At 70.4% G+C, this 16,113-nt stretch carries 13 protein-coding genes and 2 tRNA genes; 5 read left to right on the top strand and 10 right to left on the bottom strand.

The annotated features are described in order from the left end of the window. Nucleotides 1-27 precede the first annotated feature (27 nt). From ACFQ91_RS15230 to leuC, 5 genes are all read right to left on the bottom strand, one after another. Nucleotides 28-1,041 carry an NAD(P)H-dependent glycerol-3-phosphate dehydrogenase gene (locus ACFQ91_RS15230; RefSeq protein WP_198499181.1) on the bottom strand — a complete coding sequence of 338 codons (1,014 nt, stop codon included), beginning with the start codon at nucleotides 1,039-1,041 and terminating at the stop codon, nucleotides 28-30. Then, nucleotides 1,038-1,799 (bottom strand): 1-acyl-sn-glycerol-3-phosphate acyltransferase, encoded by a 762-nt coding sequence (locus ACFQ91_RS15235; protein WP_198499182.1) that lies wholly within the window; start codon nucleotides 1,797-1,799, stop codon nucleotides 1,038-1,040. Before ACFQ91_RS15235 ends, ACFQ91_RS15230 begins: the two co-directional genes overlap by 4 nt. Further along, complete coding sequence (murA, locus tag ACFQ91_RS15240) at nucleotides 1,796-3,112, bottom strand: UDP-N-acetylglucosamine 1-carboxyvinyltransferase (RefSeq protein ID WP_198499183.1); 1,317 nt, start codon at nucleotides 3,110-3,112, stop codon at nucleotides 1,796-1,798. Before murA ends, ACFQ91_RS15235 begins: the two co-directional genes overlap by 4 nt. Nucleotides 3,113-3,222: 110 nt before the next feature. Beyond that, the gene (gene leuD / locus ACFQ91_RS15245; RefSeq protein WP_198499184.1) at nucleotides 3,223-3,822 is read right to left on the bottom strand and encodes a 3-isopropylmalate dehydratase small subunit; all 600 of its coding nucleotides are present in this window, start codon (nucleotides 3,820-3,822) and stop codon (nucleotides 3,223-3,225) included. 9 nt (nucleotides 3,823-3,831) lie between these two features. After that, nucleotides 3,832-5,313: a 3-isopropylmalate dehydratase large subunit gene (gene leuC, locus ACFQ91_RS15250; RefSeq protein ID WP_198499185.1), complete on the bottom strand. Its 1,482-nt coding sequence runs from the start codon at nucleotides 5,311-5,313 to the stop codon at nucleotides 3,832-3,834. 188 nt (nucleotides 5,314-5,501) lie between these two features. On the opposite strand from leuC, the gene ACFQ91_RS15255 reads away from it, so the two are divergent. From ACFQ91_RS15255 to ACFQ91_RS15265, 3 genes are all read left to right on the top strand, one after another. Further along, nucleotides 5,502-6,218, top strand: coding sequence for an IclR family transcriptional regulator (locus ACFQ91_RS15255; RefSeq protein ID WP_009378215.1), 717 nt, complete (start codon nucleotides 5,502-5,504; stop codon nucleotides 6,216-6,218). A 7-nt stretch (nucleotides 6,219-6,225) separates the two neighbouring features. Next, on the top strand, nucleotides 6,226-7,029 hold the full coding sequence (locus ACFQ91_RS15260) for a hypothetical protein (RefSeq protein ID WP_198499186.1): 804 nt from the start codon (nucleotides 6,226-6,228) through the stop codon (nucleotides 7,027-7,029). Between the two features lie 152 nt (nucleotides 7,030-7,181). Then, complete coding sequence (locus tag ACFQ91_RS15265; RefSeq protein WP_198499187.1) at nucleotides 7,182-8,207, top strand: DUF4282 domain-containing protein; 1,026 nt, start codon at nucleotides 7,182-7,184, stop codon at nucleotides 8,205-8,207. Between the two features lie 68 nt (nucleotides 8,208-8,275). Here the strand turns inward: ACFQ91_RS15265 and ACFQ91_RS15270 are convergent. The 5 genes from ACFQ91_RS15270 to ACFQ91_RS15290 all read right to left on the bottom strand — a co-directional run bounded on the left by ACFQ91_RS15270 (nucleotide 8,276) and on the right by ACFQ91_RS15290 (nucleotide 12,233). Then, nucleotides 8,276-8,348, bottom strand: a tRNA-Glu gene (locus ACFQ91_RS15270). A 41-nt stretch (nucleotides 8,349-8,389) separates the two neighbouring features. Then, nucleotides 8,390-8,461: transfer RNA gene (locus tag ACFQ91_RS15275), tRNA-Gln, on the bottom strand. A 125-nt stretch (nucleotides 8,462-8,586) separates the two neighbouring features. Further along, nucleotides 8,587-9,849, bottom strand: a complete 1,263-nt coding sequence (locus ACFQ91_RS15280; RefSeq protein ID WP_198499188.1) for an alpha/beta fold hydrolase — start codon at nucleotides 9,847-9,849, stop codon at nucleotides 8,587-8,589. A 41-nt stretch (nucleotides 9,850-9,890) separates the two neighbouring features. Then, nucleotides 9,891-11,357: a glutamate--tRNA ligase gene (gltX, locus tag ACFQ91_RS15285; RefSeq protein WP_198499189.1), complete on the bottom strand. Its 1,467-nt coding sequence runs from the start codon at nucleotides 11,355-11,357 to the stop codon at nucleotides 9,891-9,893. Nucleotides 11,358-11,426: 69 nt separating this feature from the next. Next, nucleotides 11,427-12,233, bottom strand: coding sequence for a fumarylacetoacetate hydrolase family protein (locus ACFQ91_RS15290; protein WP_198499190.1), 807 nt, complete (start codon nucleotides 12,231-12,233; stop codon nucleotides 11,427-11,429). A gap of 50 nt (nucleotides 12,234-12,283) precedes the next feature. Between ACFQ91_RS15290 and ACFQ91_RS15295 the strand changes: the two genes are divergently transcribed. Beyond that, nucleotides 12,284-13,336 carry an FAD-dependent monooxygenase gene (locus ACFQ91_RS15295; RefSeq protein ID WP_198499191.1) on the top strand — a complete coding sequence of 351 codons (1,053 nt, stop codon included), beginning with the start codon at nucleotides 12,284-12,286 and terminating at the stop codon, nucleotides 13,334-13,336. Between the two features lie 50 nt (nucleotides 13,337-13,386). Beyond that, nucleotides 13,387-16,113: an ATP-dependent helicase HrpB gene (gene hrpB, locus ACFQ91_RS15300; RefSeq protein ID WP_211978992.1), complete on the top strand. Its 2,727-nt coding sequence runs from the start codon at nucleotides 13,387-13,389 to the stop codon at nucleotides 16,111-16,113.

Raw genomic sequence — 16,113 nt, forward strand, 5'->3', positions numbered from 1 at the left:
GGGGATCGATCGGCAGCCGTGACGGCCTCAGGCCGGCGGGCCTTCGTGCTTACGCTTCCGAGACAACAGCAAAGCGGCGAGTTCGTCAACCCGCAGACGCCCGGCGAGAACCGCGCTGACCGCCTCGGTGATCGGCAGGTCGACACCGTAGCGGCGACCGAGGGCGAGCACCGCGGGAGAGGACTTCACGCCTTCTGCGGTCTGCTCGGTGTGCGCGATCGTCTCCTCGAGGCTCATCCCCTCGCCGAGGTGGCGGCCGAAGGTGCGATTGCGCGAGAGCGGGGACGCGCAGGTGGCGACGAGGTCGCCGAGTCCGGCGAGTCCGGACAGGGTGTGCGCCTCGGCGCCCATCGCCGCGGCCAGTCGGGAGGTCTCGGCGAGTCCGCGGGTGATGATCGAGGCCTTCGAGTTGTCGCCGAGGCGCTGCCCGTCGGCGATGCCCACGGCCAGGGCGATGACGTTCTTCACGGCCCCGCCCATCTCGACGCCGACGACGTCGGTGTTCGTGTACGGACGGAAGTACGCGTTCGCGCTGATCTCGGCGACCGCCTCGGCGGTGGCGATGTCCGAGGCGGCGACGACGGTCGCGGTCGGCTGTCGGTCGGCGATCTCCTTCGCGAGGTTGGGTCCGGACACGACGGCGATCCGACCCTCGGCGATGCCGGTCACTTCGGCGATGACCTCCGACATCCGCTTGCCCGTCTCGACCTCGATGCCCTTCATGAGGCTGACGAGGATCGCCCCATCGCTCAGGTGGTCCCTCCACCGGCTGAGGTTGTCGCGCAGGGTCTGCGCGGGCACGGCGAGGATGACGATGTCCGCCCCGGTGACGGCCGCGATGTCGTCGGTCGTCGCGGTGATGAGCTCGGGCAGCACCCGGTCGCCGAGGTACCGGGCGTTCGTGTGGGCGGTGGTGATCTCCTCGGCGGTCTCGGCGCGACGAGCCCAGAGGGTGACGGGGAACCCGGCATCGGCGATGACGGCGGCGTACGTCGTCCCCCACGATCCGGCGCCGAGCACGGCGATCTTGGGCGCGCTCACGAATCGGCCTCCTCGGTGCGGAAGCGGGCTGGCAGCTCACGGCCGGAGAGGTCGGCGACCATGCCCGCGATGGTGTCGGTCAATCGCTTCGTCAGCGCTGTCATCGAACTCTTCTCTTCCCTGTGCTCCCAGAGATCCTGGTAGTCGATCGGCGGCCCGAACCGCACCACGGAGGTGTGGGTGAGCGGGCGGAAGCGCGGTCTCAGCGTGCCGCGCGGTTTGACGTCCTCGAGCCCCCAGTGGGCGGCCGGGATGATGGGGGCACCCGTCTCGAGGGCCAGCCGGGCGGTCCCGGACTTGAAGTGCTGGGGCCAGAAGTGCTCGTCCTTCGTCAGCGTGCCCTCGGGGTAGATGACGACGATCTCCCCCTTCGCCAGCGCGTCCTTCGCGTACTCGAGGGAGTCGCCGGCCTGCGCCGAGGCGCGCAGCACGGGGATCTGACCGAGTCCCTTGAGGACGATGCCCAGGGGGCCGGAGAACAGCGTCGACTTCGCGAGGAAGTGCGGCAGCTTGCCGCTGCGCCACAGGCCGAGGCCGACGAGGATGGGGTCGAGGTGGTTGGCGTGGTAAGCCGCGACGATGGCCCCGGTCTTCTCCGGCAGGTATCCGGGGTTCTCGATGCGGATCTTCGAGGTCAGGCGGAAGAGCCCGTACGCGGCGGAGGCGACGACGAAGGCGACCCGCCGCTGGGAGCGGACGTCGCCGGGTGCGAAGGAGACGATGTGGCCGCCGGGTGCATCCCCGCCGGTCGCGCTCATGCGGAGACCTCGGCGCCGAGTCCGAGCAGCTTGTCGAGGAAGTTCTCGTACCCGCGGTTGATGAGCTCGATCCCGTGGACCTCGCTGCGCCCCTGTGCGGCCAGTGCCGCGATGAGGTGGCTGAAGCCCCCGCGCAGGTCGGGGACGTCGATGCGGGTGCCCTTGAGGTCGACGGGCCCGGAGACGACGGCCGAATGCGCGTAGTTGCGGCGCCCGAACCGGCATGGGGTGCCGCCGAGGCATTCGCGGTAGAGCTGGATCCTCGCCCCCATCTCGACGAGGGCGTGGGTGAAGCCGAAGCGGTTCTCGTAGACGGTCTCGTGGATGATCGACAGGCCCTCGGCCTGGGTCATCGCGACGACGAGCGGCTGCTGCCAGTCGGTCATGAAGCCGGGGTGGACGTCGGTCTCGAGGGCGAACGAGGCGAGCCTGCCGCCGGGATGCCGGAAGCGGATGCCGGACTCGTCGACCTCGAACTCGCCGCCGATCTTGCGGAAGATGTTGAGGAACGTGATCATCTCCGGCTGCGAGGCGCCCTCGACGAAGATGTCCCCGCCGGTCGCCAGGGCCGCGGAGGCCCACGAGGCGGTCTCGTTGCGGTCCGGCAGCGCCCGGTGGATGAAGCCGTGGAGGGTGTCGACGCCCTCGATGCGCACGACCCGGTCGGTGTCGACGGTGATGATCGCGCCCATCTTCTGCAGCAGTGCGATGAGGTCCATGATCTCGGGTTCGATCGCGGCGTTGCGCAGCTCGGTCACGCCCTCGGCGCGCACCGCCGTGAGCAGCACCTGCTCGGTCGCCCCGACCGACGGGTACGGGAGTTCGACCTTCGTGCCCTGGAGGCGGCGCTTCGTCGTGAGCATGATGCCGCCGGCCGTCTTGTCCACCTCGGCGCCGAACTGCCGGAGCACATCGAGGTGGAAGTTGATGGGACGGTCCCCGATGTGGCAGCCGCCGAGGTCGGGGATGAACGCCTGCCCGAGGCTGTGGAGGAGGGGTCCGCAGAAGAGGATCGGTATCCGCGAGGAGCCGGCGTGGGCGTCGATGTCGACGATCGAGCCCTGCGCGACCTGGGAGGGGTCGAGGCGCAGCTCGCCGTCGGCGTGCGCGCCGTCCGGTCCCGGGGTGACACTGACTCCGTGGAGCTCGAGGAGTCCCGTGACGATCTCGACGTCGCGGATCTGCGGGACGCCGCGGAGCACGGACGGGGTCTCCCCGAGGAGGGAGGCGACCATGGCCTTCGGCACGAGGTTCTTCGCGCCCCTGACCCGCACGGTTCCCCCGAGCGGATTTCCGCCGCGGACTTCGAGCATGTTCCTCCCCTGGTCGCTTTCCGGACTCGTCCGCGGACTCCAGCGACGGTTCTCCGCCGGCTGTCCTCGGACTCGTCCAAGACTAGCGCAGACGACCGTGCGACCCGGCCTCAGACCTTCGCGGGCAGGGTGCGCGGCTTGTGGACGGGACGCCTGGCCTCGAATGCCGCGATCTCGTCCTCCTTGGCCAGGGTGAGGCTGATGTCGTCGTGGCCCTCGAGCAGCCGCCAGCGCGTGTAGTCGTCGATCTGGAACGGGACGGTGACCGTGTCGCAGGTGACGGTCTTCTCACGCAGGTCGACGCTGATCGGGGTGCCCGGATGGTTCTCGATGATCTTCCAGATGATCTCGATGTCGGCCTGCTCGAGCTGTGCGGCGAGGAGACCCTCCTTGCCGGAGTTGCCGCGGAAGATGTCGCCGAAGCGAGAGGAGAGGACGACCCGGAACCCGTAGTCCTTGAGCGCCCACACGGCGTGTTCGCGCGAGGATCCGGTGCCAAAGTCGGGGCCGGCGACGAGGACGGACCCGGAGGCGTAGTCGGGGTCGTTGAGGACGAAGTCCTCGGCCGTGCGCCACCGGGAGAAGAGGGCGTCCTCGAATCCCGTGCGGGTCACCCGCTTGAGGAACTTCGCGGGGATGATCTGGTCGGTGTCGACGTTCGAGCGGCGCAGGGGCACGCCGACGCCGGTGTGGGTCGTGAAGGCTTCCATGGCTGCTCCTTACGCGGTCGCCGAGGTGGGGGTCAGGGTGAGGGTGGGACGGTCGTCCCAGGGCACGGGCTCGGCATCGCGGGGCAGGTCCTCGACGTCGGCGGGCGAGGACAGCGTGCCGCGCACCGCGGTGGCCGCGGCGACGAGCGGGGACACGAGGTGCGTGCGCCCGCCCTTGCCCTGCCGGCCCTCGAAGTTGCGGTTCGACGTCGAGGCGCAGCGCTCCCCTTCGGCGAGCTGGTCGGGGTTCATGCCCAGGCACATCGAGCAGCCGGCGAAGCGCCATTCGGCGCCGAAGTCCTTGAAGATCCGGTCGAGGCCCTCGGCTTCGGCTTCGAGACGCACCTTGGCGGAGCCGGGGACGACCATGAAGCGCACGGAATCGGCCTTCTTCCGGCCGCGCACCACCTCGGCGGCGGCCCGGAGATCCTCGATGCGGGAGTTCGTGCACGAGCCGAGGAAGACGGTGTCGACGGCGATGTCGCGCAGCGGCGTGCCCGGGGTCAGGCCCATGTAGGCCAGGGCGTTGGCGGCGGCGATCTTGTCGTTCTCGTCGGCGAAGTCCTCGGGCGCGGGCACGTTCGCCGACAGCGGCAGGCCCTGACCGGGGTTCGTCCCCCACGTGACGAAGGGCTCGATGTCGGCGGCCTCGAGGACCACCTCGGCGTCGAAGGTCGCGTCCTCATCGGTGTAGAGGGTCTTCCAGTACGCGACCGCCTCATCCCATTCCACGCCCTCAGGGGCGTGCGGACGGCCCTTGACGTACTCGAAGGTCGTCTCGTCGGGGGCGACCATGCCCGCCCTGGCCCCGGCCTCGATCGACATGTTGCAGATCGTCATCCGGGCCTCCATCGACAGGGACCGGACCGCCTCGCCGCGGTATTCGAGGACGTAGCCCTGACCGCCGCCGGTGCCGATCTTCGCGATGATCGCGAGGATGATGTCCTTGGCCGTCGAGCCCGGCGGCAGCTGGCCGTCGACGGTGATCGACATCGTCTTGAACGGCTTGAGGCTGAGCGTCTGCGTCGCGAGGACGTGCTCGACCTCGGAGGTGCCGATGCCGAAGGCGAGCGCCCCGAACGCGCCGTGGGTCGAGGTGTGCGAGTCGCCGCAGACGACGGTCGTGCCCGGCTGCGTGAGGCCGAGCTGCGGTCCGACGACGTGGACGATGCCCTGATCGGCGTCGCCGAGGCTGTGGAGGCGGATGCCGAACTCCTCCGCGTTCTTCCGCAGGGTCTCGATCTGCGTGCGCGAGGTCGGTTCGGCGATCGGCTTGTCGATGTCCCACGTCGGCGTGTTGTGGTCCTCGGTGGCGATCGTGAGGTCGGGGCGGCGCACGGGGCGCCCGGCGAGTCGGAGTCCGTCGAACGCCTGCGGACTCGTCACCTCGTGGACGAGGTGGAGGTCGATGTAGATGAGGTCGGGTGCGCCGTCCTGACCTGGGGAGACGACGTGATCGGCCCAGACCTTCTCGGCCAATGTGCGTGGCATGGTTCCTCCCGCCGGAGCGGAGATCCTCCGCCCGGGTAGTGCTCTGGGGCGGCGGCCGGAGTGCGACCGCCTGAGGCGACCGCGGTCGCGGTGCGCCCCGCCTCGTTCGAGGTGTGGAGTGAAATCTACTCGCCCGTATCGCATTTCGAACTTGCATCTCGCTCATTGAGACGCGCACAATGGTCTCTATGACAAGCAATGGTAGCGGCGTCGGCGTCATCGACAAGGCCGCAATGGTTCTCTCCGCCCTTGAGGCCGGACCCGCGTCTCTCGCTGAGCTCGTCTCGCTCACCGGACTCGCGCGACCGACCGCTCACCGTCTCGCCGTCGCCCTTGAGTTCCACCGCATCGTCGGCCGCGATCTGCAGGGCCGGTTCGTCCTCGGACCGCGTCTGGCCGAACTGTCCTCGGCCGCCGGCGAGGACCGGCTGCTCGCCGCGGCCGGGCCCGTGCTCGGGCAGCTGCGCGATCAGACGGGTGAGTCGGCTCAGCTCTTCCGCCGCCAGGGCGATCTGCGTCTGTGTGTGGCCGCGGCCGAACGGCCCGTCGGCCTGCGCGACTCGGTGCCGATCGGGGCGACCCTGAGCATGCGCGCGGGCTCGGCCGCCCAGGTCCTCCTCGCGTGGGAGGAGCCGGACCGGCTCCACACCGGTCTGCGCGGGGCCCGCTTCTCCGCGACGATGCTCTCCGGCGTCCGGCGCCGCGGCTGGGCCCAGTCGATCGCCGAACGCGAGCGCGGAGTCGCCTCGGTGTCGGCGCCCGTCCGCGGACCGAGCAATCGCGTCGTCGCGGCCGTGTCGATCTCCGGCCCCGTCGACCGCCTCACCCGGCAGCCGGGCCGCCTCCACGCGAAGGCCGTCGTCGACGCGGCACGTGCGCTCACCGAGGCGCTCGTCCGCGGGTGACCCGACCGTGGCTGACCCGTCCGTCACCGACCCGGCGCGGCACCAGCCCGATCACGTCGACCTCGAGCACGGTGTCACCCGTGCCGTCGTCACGCGGGCGGGCGCCGGACTCCGGTCGCTGACGGTCGACGGCCGTCCCGTCGTCGTCTCCCCTTCGGCGGCCGGGCCGGTGACCGCGGCGGCGGCCGGGGCGGTGCGGATCGGGGAGTTCTCCGATGCCGCGTGGACCGTCGCCGCGCGGTCTGCGTCGACTCTCACTCTCAGTGCCACCGGCGATCACGGTCAGGTGGCCGCCTCGGTGAGATTCGCACTCACCGACGACGGTCTCGAAGCCGCTCTCCACGTCCGTTCCCCGTCCGCCCTCGACATCAGTGTCCGTGCCTGGTTCGACCCCGGCGGCGCAGCCGTCGATGAGGCCGCCCTGCGCCTCGACTCCGCGGGATGGCTCGGCGGGACCGCGGTCGCGCCTGAGCGCCTCGACCGCGCGGCGGCAGCGTTCGACACGGGCTCGTGGGTTCCGCGCGACCATGCCGCCGCGGTCGACGCGTGCGTCCTGTGTCGGGACTTCCGCGCTCTGCGCAGTCTCGACGGGGTCGTCCTCGACGATCTGTTCACCATGGCACCGGGGACCCGGTCGCAGTGTCGGATCAGGCGCGCCGACGGGGCCTCCACCCTGTTCTCCGCGAGTTCGGGCTTCGATGTGTGGCACGTGAGCACCGGGGACGGACTCACGCCGTCGCGAGCGGCGCTCGCTGTGGCCGCACGCTCGACCGCCGCCTCGGCGCTCGAGTGGTCCGTGCGCCTGGCCTGAGGGAGAACCGGCCACCTTCGGCGTCGGCTCACAGCACCGTGTGAAACGCATCGGAACTCGCGTGATCTCGCCCTGATAGATTGCGAATACGCAGGTGGGCGGCGTCACACCGCCCCGTGATCCTGAAACCGACCGCGAAAGAGGATGCGACGATGTCGACATCGCACGACCCGGAGAAGAGCAGCTCCGAGACTCCCCACCACTCCCCCAGCGCCGACAGCGCCGTCCCGCGAGGCGCTGCGCCACGAGGCGAGACCGCACCGACCGACTCCGCGCCTCCCCTCCACGCCGACGAAACAGCATCGAGGGCCGGCGAGACCGCACGCAGCGCCGCCGACGAGTCAGCGCCCAGCGCAACCGCCGACCGTGCCGCCGACAACGGTGCCTCTGACCCTGTTGCCACTGACCCTGATGCTGCTGACCAGCACTCGACGCTGCAGTACCAGCCGGGGCATGCCGACGGCGACCAGCGCGCCGCTGATCTCTACGGACACAGCCAGCACAGCGCCGGCCAGCACAGCGCCGGTCAGCAGCCCGGCTCGCCGCAGACACCCGGCCACTACTCCGGCGGCCACTACTCCAACGGTCAGGTCGCCGCTGATCAGCCGGCGGGATCGCAGCAGCCCGGAGCTCATCAGTACGGCTCTCAGCCCGGGGCCGCTGCGCCCGGCTCTCAGCCCGGAGCCCACCCGTACGGCTCTCAGCCCGGCAGTTACGGCCAGCAGGCAGAGTACGGCCAGCAGGCAGAGTACGGCCAGCAGGCGGTCTACGCCCAGCCGACCGGATATGGTCAGCCGACCGGATACGGCCAGCCCAGCACTGCCACGCCTGCGGACCAGCGCGGCTTCTTCAAGTCGCTCTTCGACTTCCGCTTCAACACGTTCGTCGCCACACGCTGGGCGGGGATCATCTACATCCTCGCGATCGTCGTCGCCGTCTTCGCCTGGATCGCGACGATCATCAGCGGCATCGCGGCCGGATCGGCGTCGCGGGTCGCGATGAGCTACTGGGAGCCGGAGCCGTCGTTTAGTCCGTGGCCGCTGCTCTTCGCGATCCTCTTCGGCTGGATCGTCCCGTCGCTGTGGGTGATCTTCGTCCGCCTCGCCCTCGAGCTCATCGTCGCCAGCGTCAAGACCGCCGAGCACACGAAGCGCCTCGCCGACTCGATCGGCCGCTGACCGGTCGCACATCCGACAATGGAAATAGAGTGAGCCCCGCACCGAGAATTCGATGCGGGGCTCAACCGTACCCCCGAGCAGATTCGAACTGCCGTTACCGCCTTGAGAGGGCGGCGTCCTAGGCCACTAGACGACGGGGGCCGAAGACACGTCCGAGAAGGTGACTCCTGCGAACGGATCCGCTGGGCTACCAGGACTCGAACCTAGACTAAGTGAACCAGAATCACTCGTGCTGCCAATTACACCATAGCCCATCGTTTTCCAAGGCTGATTTCCTTGGGCAACGAGTCATAACTCTACACAACCCCGCGCCTGGGAGCCAAATCCTCAGCGCCCGTTTTCGTGTGACCTTCTTAACACCGCCGAGGCGGTCGGCCGATCACTCCCGAGCGAGCGTGATGAGCCGGTCGAGCACCCGGTAGCCGTCAGCGCGCAGACCGTTGTGCTCGTACTCGTTCGTCACCCACGGACGCACCCCGGAGAGCAGCTCGGCGGTCGCCAGCGAGTACTCACACGGCACGTACGCATCCTCGAAGTAGACGGCTGCCGCTCCCCTGACCTGGGACGACCTCAAGGCCTCGACGTCGTAGAGCGCCGGCCACCGGCGGGCGGCGATGAGCTCGGCGACCTCGGCGAACGGGGCGAGCTCGGGATCCTCGACGAAGGACTCCGGACCCGCGTGCTCTCCGGCGAGCAGCGTCGGATCCGCACTCACCGAATCGGGCATCGCCCGCCTCGCCGCCCAGTTCGTCACGGTGCCGTCGGCCCAGCACGATTCGTGGACGACCGCGTAGAGCGGGTTGCGTCCCGAGAACGGCAGGGCACCGGCGAGATCGTGCCGCAGTCCCGCCGAGGCGGGGTCGAGATCGAGGAGGTAGTGGAGGGCCTCGGGCCCGTCGGAGGCGCCGAGGTAGTGCCCGAGAAGTCGGAGCCGCTCCGTCGTCGCCCGTGCCCCACCGGGCAGGGCCAGACCGTCCTCGGCCGCGGCGAGGGAAGCCAGGGACGCGATCCGCTCCCGGTCGCCGGGGAAGTCACGGTAGTGCTCCTCGGATTTGCGGATCATCGTCGCCCACGTCGTGCGGTAGACGTCGACGGGGTCGACGCCGATCGCCGGCAGCCCGCCGGTGAAGTACACCTCGGTGAGCGACTCGGAGTGCGCGGAGACGTAGCGCAGCGCGGTGAATCCGCCGAACGACTGCCCGAGCAGCGACCACGTCTCGACGCCGAGCGCGGTGCGCAGGATTTCCGCATCCTCGACGATCGAGTCCGCGCGATAGCAGCTGAGCACCTCGGCGATCGCCTCCGGCTCAGCGCCGCTGAGCATGTCGAGGCCGGTGATCGCGCCGTCGACCGAGCCGATCGGGCTCGACTTCCCCGTCCCTCGCTGGTCGAGCATGACGACCTGGAAGTCCTCGAGCGCCCTGGCCAGCCACGATCCCCCGCCCACCGGGGTCGTCGGACGGGGTGCCTCGAAACCGGGCCCACCCTGGAGGAAGACGAGATAGGGCTTCGTGCTCTCGGCCTCGTCGGCGACGATCCGCGCGAACACCTCGATCTCCGCCGAGGCGACCCCCGGGTGACCGGCCAATGCCGGTGCGTCCGTCAGCCGGGAGAAGTGGTCGAGCGGGACGGTGATCGTCACATCGCGGAAGTGCAGTCCCCCGCGGTGCCTCTCCTCGACGTTCACAGCTGCGCCGCCAGAGCCCGCAGGCGCGCGAGCGAGGAGTCCTTGCCGAGGATCTCCATCGACTCGAAGAGCGGCGGGGAGACGCGGCGGCCGGAGACGGCGACCCGCAGCGGACCGTAGGCCAAGCGCGGCTTGATCTCCATCTCCGTGACGAGCTTGGCCTCGAGCACCGCCTGCAGGTTCTCCGTCGTCCAGTCGTCGACACCCTCGAGGACCTCGAGCGCGGCGGCGAGCACCTCCGGCGCGGAGTCCTTGAGGGTCTTCAGGCCGTCCTCGGTGATGACGAGTTCGTCGTCGGGGGTGAAGAGGAAGGCGAGCAGGTCAGGCGCCTCGCCGAGGAGGTTCATCCGGGTCTGCACGAGCGGCGCCGCCTCGTCGAGGATCGCCAGCTGAGCGTCCGTCGGCTCCTCGGCAAGCACCTCGGCGGCCTGGAGGTACGGAATGAGACGATCACGGAAGTCGGCGGGGGCGAGCATCCGGATGTGATCGGCGTTGATCGCCGTGGCCTTCTTGATGTCGAAGCGCGCCGGATTGGGCAGGACGTCGTGGACGTCGAAAGCCTGCGTGAACTCCTCGACGGTGAAGACGTCGCGGTCGGGTCCGATCGACCAGCCGAGCAGCCCGAGGTAGTTGATGAGCCCTTCGGGGATGAACCCGTTCTCGCGGTGGAGGAAGAGGTTCGACTCGGGGTCGCGCTTCGACAGCTTCTTGTTCCCCTCCCCCATGACGTAGGGCAGGTGACCGAACTGCGGGGTCGCCTCGGCGATGCCGATGGCCTTGAGCGCTTCGTAGAGGACGATCTGGCGCGGCGTCGACGAGAGCAGATCCTCACCGCGCAGCACGTGCGTGATGCCCATGAGGGCATCGTCGACGGGGTTGACGAGCGTGTAGAGCGGCTGCCCGTTCGCACGGACGACGACGAAGTCGGGGATCGTGCCGGCCTTGAACGTGATGTCGCCGCGGACGAGGTCGGTGAACGTGATGTCGTTATCGGGCATCCGCACCCGCCACACGGGCTCGCGGCCCTCCGCGCGGAATGCGGCGATCTGGTCGGCCGTGAGGTCGCGGTCGAAGCCGTCGTAGCCGAGCTTGGGATCCCGTCCGGCCGCCCGGTGCCGGGCCTCGACCTCCTCGTTCGTCGAGTACGACTCGTAGATGAGACGTGCGGCCTTGAGCTTCTCGATGACGTCTGCGTAGATGTCACCGCGCTGCGACTGGCGGTAGGGGGCGTCGGGTCCGCCGACCTCGATGCCCTCGTCCCAGTCGAGGCCGAGCCACTTCATCGCCTCGACGACCTGGCCGAAGCTCTCCTCCGAGTCGCGGGCGGCGTCGGTGTCCTCGATGCGGAAGACGAACGTGCCGCCGGTGTGCTTGGCGTACGCCCAGTTGAACAGCGCGGTGCGAACCATGCCGACGTGCGGGGTTCCGGTGGGTGATGGGCAGAAGCGGACTTTGACGGTCACGGGCGATCCTTCGGTGGTGTGATGGTGCTGGTCAGGTGTGATGGTGGGGCCGCCGAGGCGGTGGTGTGCTCAGGCGTCCATGACGGGGTTGGTGAGCACGCCGAGTCCGTCGATCGCGATGTCGACGCGGTCCCCGGCGACGATCCGCCCGACTCCGGCGGGGGTGCCGGTGAGGATGACGTCGCCCGGCAGCAGGGTCATCGTCTCCGAGATGTGCTCGATGAGCGTGGGGATGTCGAAGATGAAGTCCGCGGTCGTGCCGTCCTGCTTGAGCTCGCCGTTGACCCACGAGCGGATGGTCGCGTCGTCGACGTCGAGCTGGGTCTCGATCCACGGGCCGAGCGGGCACGAGGTGTCGAAGCCCTTCGCGCGGGTCCACTGGGTGTCGGACTTCTGGAGATCGCGCAGGGTGACGTCGTTGGCGGCGGTGAAGCCGAGGACGTGGTCCATCGCGTCCTCCGCCCGGACGCCCTTGGCGACCCGGCCGATGATGACGGCGAGTTCGCCTTCGTAGGAGACGTATTCGCTGATCGCGGGCAGGCGGATGGGGTCGCCGGGGCCGATGACCGAGGTGTTCGGCTTGATGAACGTCACCGGTGTGGTGGGCACGTCGTTGCCGAGCTCGGCGGCATGGTCGGCGAAGTTGCGGCCGACGCCGATGACCTTCGACCGCGGCAGGATCGGCGAGACGAGGCGGACGTCGTCGAACTTCAGCCGCTCACCCGTCGACTGGGCCGGGGAGAAGAACGGGTCGGAGTCGAGGACGGCGAGGCTGAGGCCCGAGGTGTCCCATGTCCCGTCCTCGATCGGCGGAACGTCGCCTTCGACGACTCCGTAGGCGGGTTCGTCCTTGTGCACAAATCTCGCAATACGCATGGCCCCCAGTCTAATCGCCGAGGCGGCGATGGTCGCGCTACCCTGAAGCCATGACGACGGTGCGGATCATCGGCGGCGGGATCGCAGGCGCGACGCTCGCCGCGACCCTCGACCGACCCGACTGGTCGGTCACCGTCCACGAACGCGACCCGGCCGCCTCCGTCCTCGATACGGCGTTCGCGCTGTTCCCGCAGGCGATGGCCGCGCTGCGGTCCGCCGGTCTCGGACCGGCGATCGAGGCCGCCGGCATCAGGGTCGATGCGGCGCGGATCCTCACCGCCGACGGCCGTCCACTGGCCCGGGTCCCCCGCCTCAGCGCGGTGATGATCGGTCGCGCGCAGCTCCATGCCGTGCTCACCGCCGCCCGACCGGCGACGACCCGGCTCTCCCCCGCCGAGGCGGTCGCTCCCGAGGCCCTGGACGCCGATGTCCTCGTCGGGGCCGACGGTGCCCGGAGCACGGTCCGAACTGCTGTGTGGGGTGCGCGCTCGGGTCCGCGGAAGCCTGCGCTCACCGTCATCCGCGGGGTCGTCGACGCGGATCTCTCCGGAAGTGGAGTCACCGAATACTGGGGCGAGCGCATGCTCGTCGGGATCACCCCGCTGCCGGGTGTAGAGGCGTCTTCGGGGCGGCGGACGAACTGGTTCGCCGCGTTCCCCGAGCAGCGGTTCTCCTCGGTCGCCGACGGACTCGACCGCCTCCGCGCTGCGGCGCGCTCCTTCCCGGCCCCGGTCGCCGAGGTGCTCGCGGCGGCGACGCCCGACCAGACGGTCATCAGCGGCATCCACGTGTCTCGGCCGCTGACGTCGTTCGTCCGCGGGCGCACCGTGCTCATCGGGGACGCCGCGCATGCGATGCAGCCGAACCTCGGACGCGGGGCCTGCGAATCGATCTGCGACGCCGTTGCCCTCGCTGGCCTCCTCAACACCCATCCGCCGGACGCGGCGCTCGGGCTCTATGCGCGCCGACGCCGCATCGCCCCGCAGGTCATCCAGCGGGTCGCGAGTCTGGCCTCCGCGCTCGCGCTGGCCGGTGGTCGTCCCGCGCGGGTGCGCGACCGCGCGCTCACCGCCCTCGCACGGATCGGGCCGGCTGGGTCCTGAGAGGTCTGTTGAGTCCTGAGAGACCGGCTGCGTCCTGAGAGACTGGGGGCATGCACTCCTTCGACCTCGAGACGATCGGCGCCGGACTGCCCGCCTCTGCACTCCTCGGGCAGCTGCCGCCGGCCGAGGCGTATCCGCGACTCGTCGTCGAGGCCCCTCCCGGAACCGGCAAGACGACACTCGTGCCCCCGCTCATCGCCGAACACCTGCGTGCGTCGCTGAGCCGGACCGGGGACCTGGGCCGGACGGCCGGTCGCGTCATCGTCACCCAGCCGCGACGGATGGCCGCCCGTGCCGCGGCGCGCCGGCTCGCCCAGCTGACGGGGACCCGCCTCGGCGAGGATGTCGGTTTCACGGTCCGCGGCGAGTCGGCGGTGTCGGCCGGCACGCAGATCGAGTTCGTCACGACGGGCGTGCTGCTGCGCCGCCTGCTGTCCCATCCCGAACTCTCCGGGGTCTCCGCCGTCATCCTCGACGAGGTCCACGAGCGCCAGCTCGACACGGATCTCACGTTCGCGATGTGCCGGGAGCTCATCGACCTGCGCGAGGACCTCGGTCTCGTCGTCATGTCGGCGACCCTCGATGCGGCACAGTGGGCGCAGCGGCTCGGCACGTCCGCCGACCCTGCGCCCGTGCTGTCCGTGGAGGCGCAGCCGCATCCCCTCGACATCGTCTGGGCCCCGCCGCCGGAGCGGGCGCTCGATGCCCGCGGGGTGAGCCGCGGCTTCCTCGACCATGTCGCGCGGACGACGGTGGAGGCGCTCGACGCCGCCGGTGGATCCGACCGTGCCGGTGGATCGACGGAGGCGGGCGACGTCCTCGTCTTCGTCCCGGGCGCTCGAGAGGTCACCGAGGCAGCGGCCCGGATCACCGCGCTCCTCGACCGGTCGGAGGCCGTGACCGTCCACACCCTCACCGGACAGACACCGGCGAAGGAGCAGGACGCGATCCTCCGACCGCGCAGTGCCAGCACCGCCGGCAGCACTGAACACAGCGCCGCGGCCGAGCGCCGGATCATCGTCACCACCTCGGTGGCGGAGTCGGCGCTCACCGTCCCCGGGGTGAGCATCGTCGTCGATTCGGGACTCGCCCGCGGACCCCTGCTCGACACGAAGCGTCAGATGTCCGGCCTCGTCACCACGCGGGAGTCGAAGGCCTCAGGTCGGCAGCGTGCGGGCCGTGCGGCACGGCTCGGTCCCGGCGTCGCCTATCGCTGCCTGTCCGAGGCCGAGTGGGCGGCGCTGCCCGACCACACTGCACCGGAGATCGCGACCTCGGACCTCACCGGGGCCGTCCTCGACCTCGCGGTGTGGGGCGGTGACCTCGACCTGCTTCCCGACCCGCTCCCGGCGACGGCGCTGCGGCGGGCGGTGGGCAGCCTCGTCGGACTCGGGGCGGTCGAGGTCAACGGTTCGACGGCCGGCTCAGACCTCTCCGTCGCTGACCTCTCCGTGACGGAGCTCGGGCGGGCGATCGCGCGGATCCCCGCCTCGGTGTGGGCGGCTCGCGGACTGCTCGACGGTGCCGCGATGCTCGGACCCCGCGCGGCCGCCGAAGCCATCGCCGTCATCGAATCCGATCGCCGCGCGCCCGGAGCCGACCTCACGGCGCTGCTGCGCGATCTCCGATCGGATCGGCGCTTCCGCAGCGAGACCGACCGGTTCTCCCGGCTCGCCGCACACTTCGGGACCGCCGACTCTGCCGACGACGACTCTGCCGCCGGTTCTCCGGCGCGCGAGGGCAGCGGCGCGGGCCGAGGCTCCCTGCGGACCGCTGACCTCGGCCTCGTCGTTGCCCTGGCCTTCCCGCATCAGATCGCGCGACTCCGCAGCGCCGCCCATGCCGATTACCTCCTCGCTTCGGGCACGGCCGCGAGCCTGCCCCGTGACTCCTCGCTGACCGGCAGCGAGTGGGTGGCGATCGCCGAGGTCGGCCTTGCCGGCGGTCGCCCCATCATCCGGGCCGCAGTGCCCATCGACGCCGACACCGCGGAACTCGCCGGGGCGGGTCTGCTGACGACGACGGAGACCGCGTCCTTCGATGAGGGGCGGGTGCGTGCGGTCCGGCAGGCCCGCCTCGGCGCGATCGAGCTGACGTCGACCCCGATTCCGGCGAGCCTCGAGCTCGCACGAGAGGCGATCGCCGCCTCCGTCGAGGAGCGCGGGGCACGCGAGGTGCTGCGGCCGAGTGCGACGTTCGAGCAGCTGCGGGGTCGCCTCGGTCTGCTCCGTGGAGTCCTCGGACTACCGTGGCCCGATGTCCGGTGGTCGCACCTGGCGCAGAACCTCCCGCAGTGGTGTCCGGCCGCGCTCGACCGGATGGCTCGGGGTGCCGATCCGTCCCAGGTCGACCTCATCGGCGCGCTGCGGACCCTGCTGCCGTGGCCGGAGGCGGCCCGCCTCGACGAGCTCGTGCCCACCGCGCTCGAGGTGCCGAGCGGCTCCCGGATCACCCTCGCCTATCCCGACCCGGACGAGGCCGATGACGGAGACGACCATCCATCGGGGCCGGTCCTCGCCGTCAAACTCCAGGAGGTCTTCGGGTGGACCGCGGTCCCCCGGGTGGTCGAGGGGCGGATTCCCGTCGTCCTCCACCTGCTCTCACCGGCCGGGCGGCCGCTCGCGGTGACGAGCGACCTCGCCTCGTTCTGGGCGAACGCCTACCCGCACGTGCGCGCCGAGAACCGCGGCCGCTACCCCAAGCACCCATGGCCGGAGGATCCGCTGACGGCGCCTGCGATGCGCGGGACCAAGCGGTCTGGGACAATGGGACGGTGA

The organism is Brevibacterium sp. NPDC056726 (assembly GCF_042790515.1).
Taxonomy (GTDB): Bacteria; Actinomycetota; Actinomycetes; order Actinomycetales; family Brevibacteriaceae; genus Brevibacterium; species Brevibacterium sanguinis.

Coding starts and splice junctions, on each gene's coding strand:
- ACFQ91_RS15235 (WP_198499182.1), bottom strand. CDS start 1,799: ATGAGCGCGACCGGCGGGGATGCACCCGGCGGCCACATCGTCTCCTTC.
- murA (WP_198499183.1), bottom strand. CDS start 3,112: ATGCTCGAAGTCCGCGGCGGAAATCCGCTCGGGGGAACCGTGCGGGTC.
- leuD (WP_198499184.1), bottom strand. CDS start 3,822: ATGGAAGCCTTCACGACCCACACCGGCGTCGGCGTGCCCCTGCGCCGC.
- leuC (WP_198499185.1), bottom strand. CDS start 5,313: ATGCCACGCACATTGGCCGAGAAGGTCTGGGCCGATCACGTCGTCTCC.
- ACFQ91_RS15255 (WP_009378215.1), top strand. CDS start 5,502: ATGACAAGCAATGGTAGCGGCGTCGGCGTCATCGACAAGGCCGCAATG.
- ACFQ91_RS15265 (WP_198499187.1), top strand. CDS start 7,182: ATGTCGACATCGCACGACCCGGAGAAGAGCAGCTCCGAGACTCCCCAC.
- ACFQ91_RS15290 (WP_198499190.1), bottom strand. CDS start 12,233: ATGCGTATTGCGAGATTTGTGCACAAGGACGAACCCGCCTACGGAGTC.
- ACFQ91_RS15295 (WP_198499191.1), top strand. CDS start 12,284: ATGACGACGGTGCGGATCATCGGCGGCGGGATCGCAGGCGCGACGCTC.
- hrpB (WP_211978992.1), top strand. CDS start 13,387: ATGCACTCCTTCGACCTCGAGACGATCGGCGCCGGACTGCCCGCCTCT.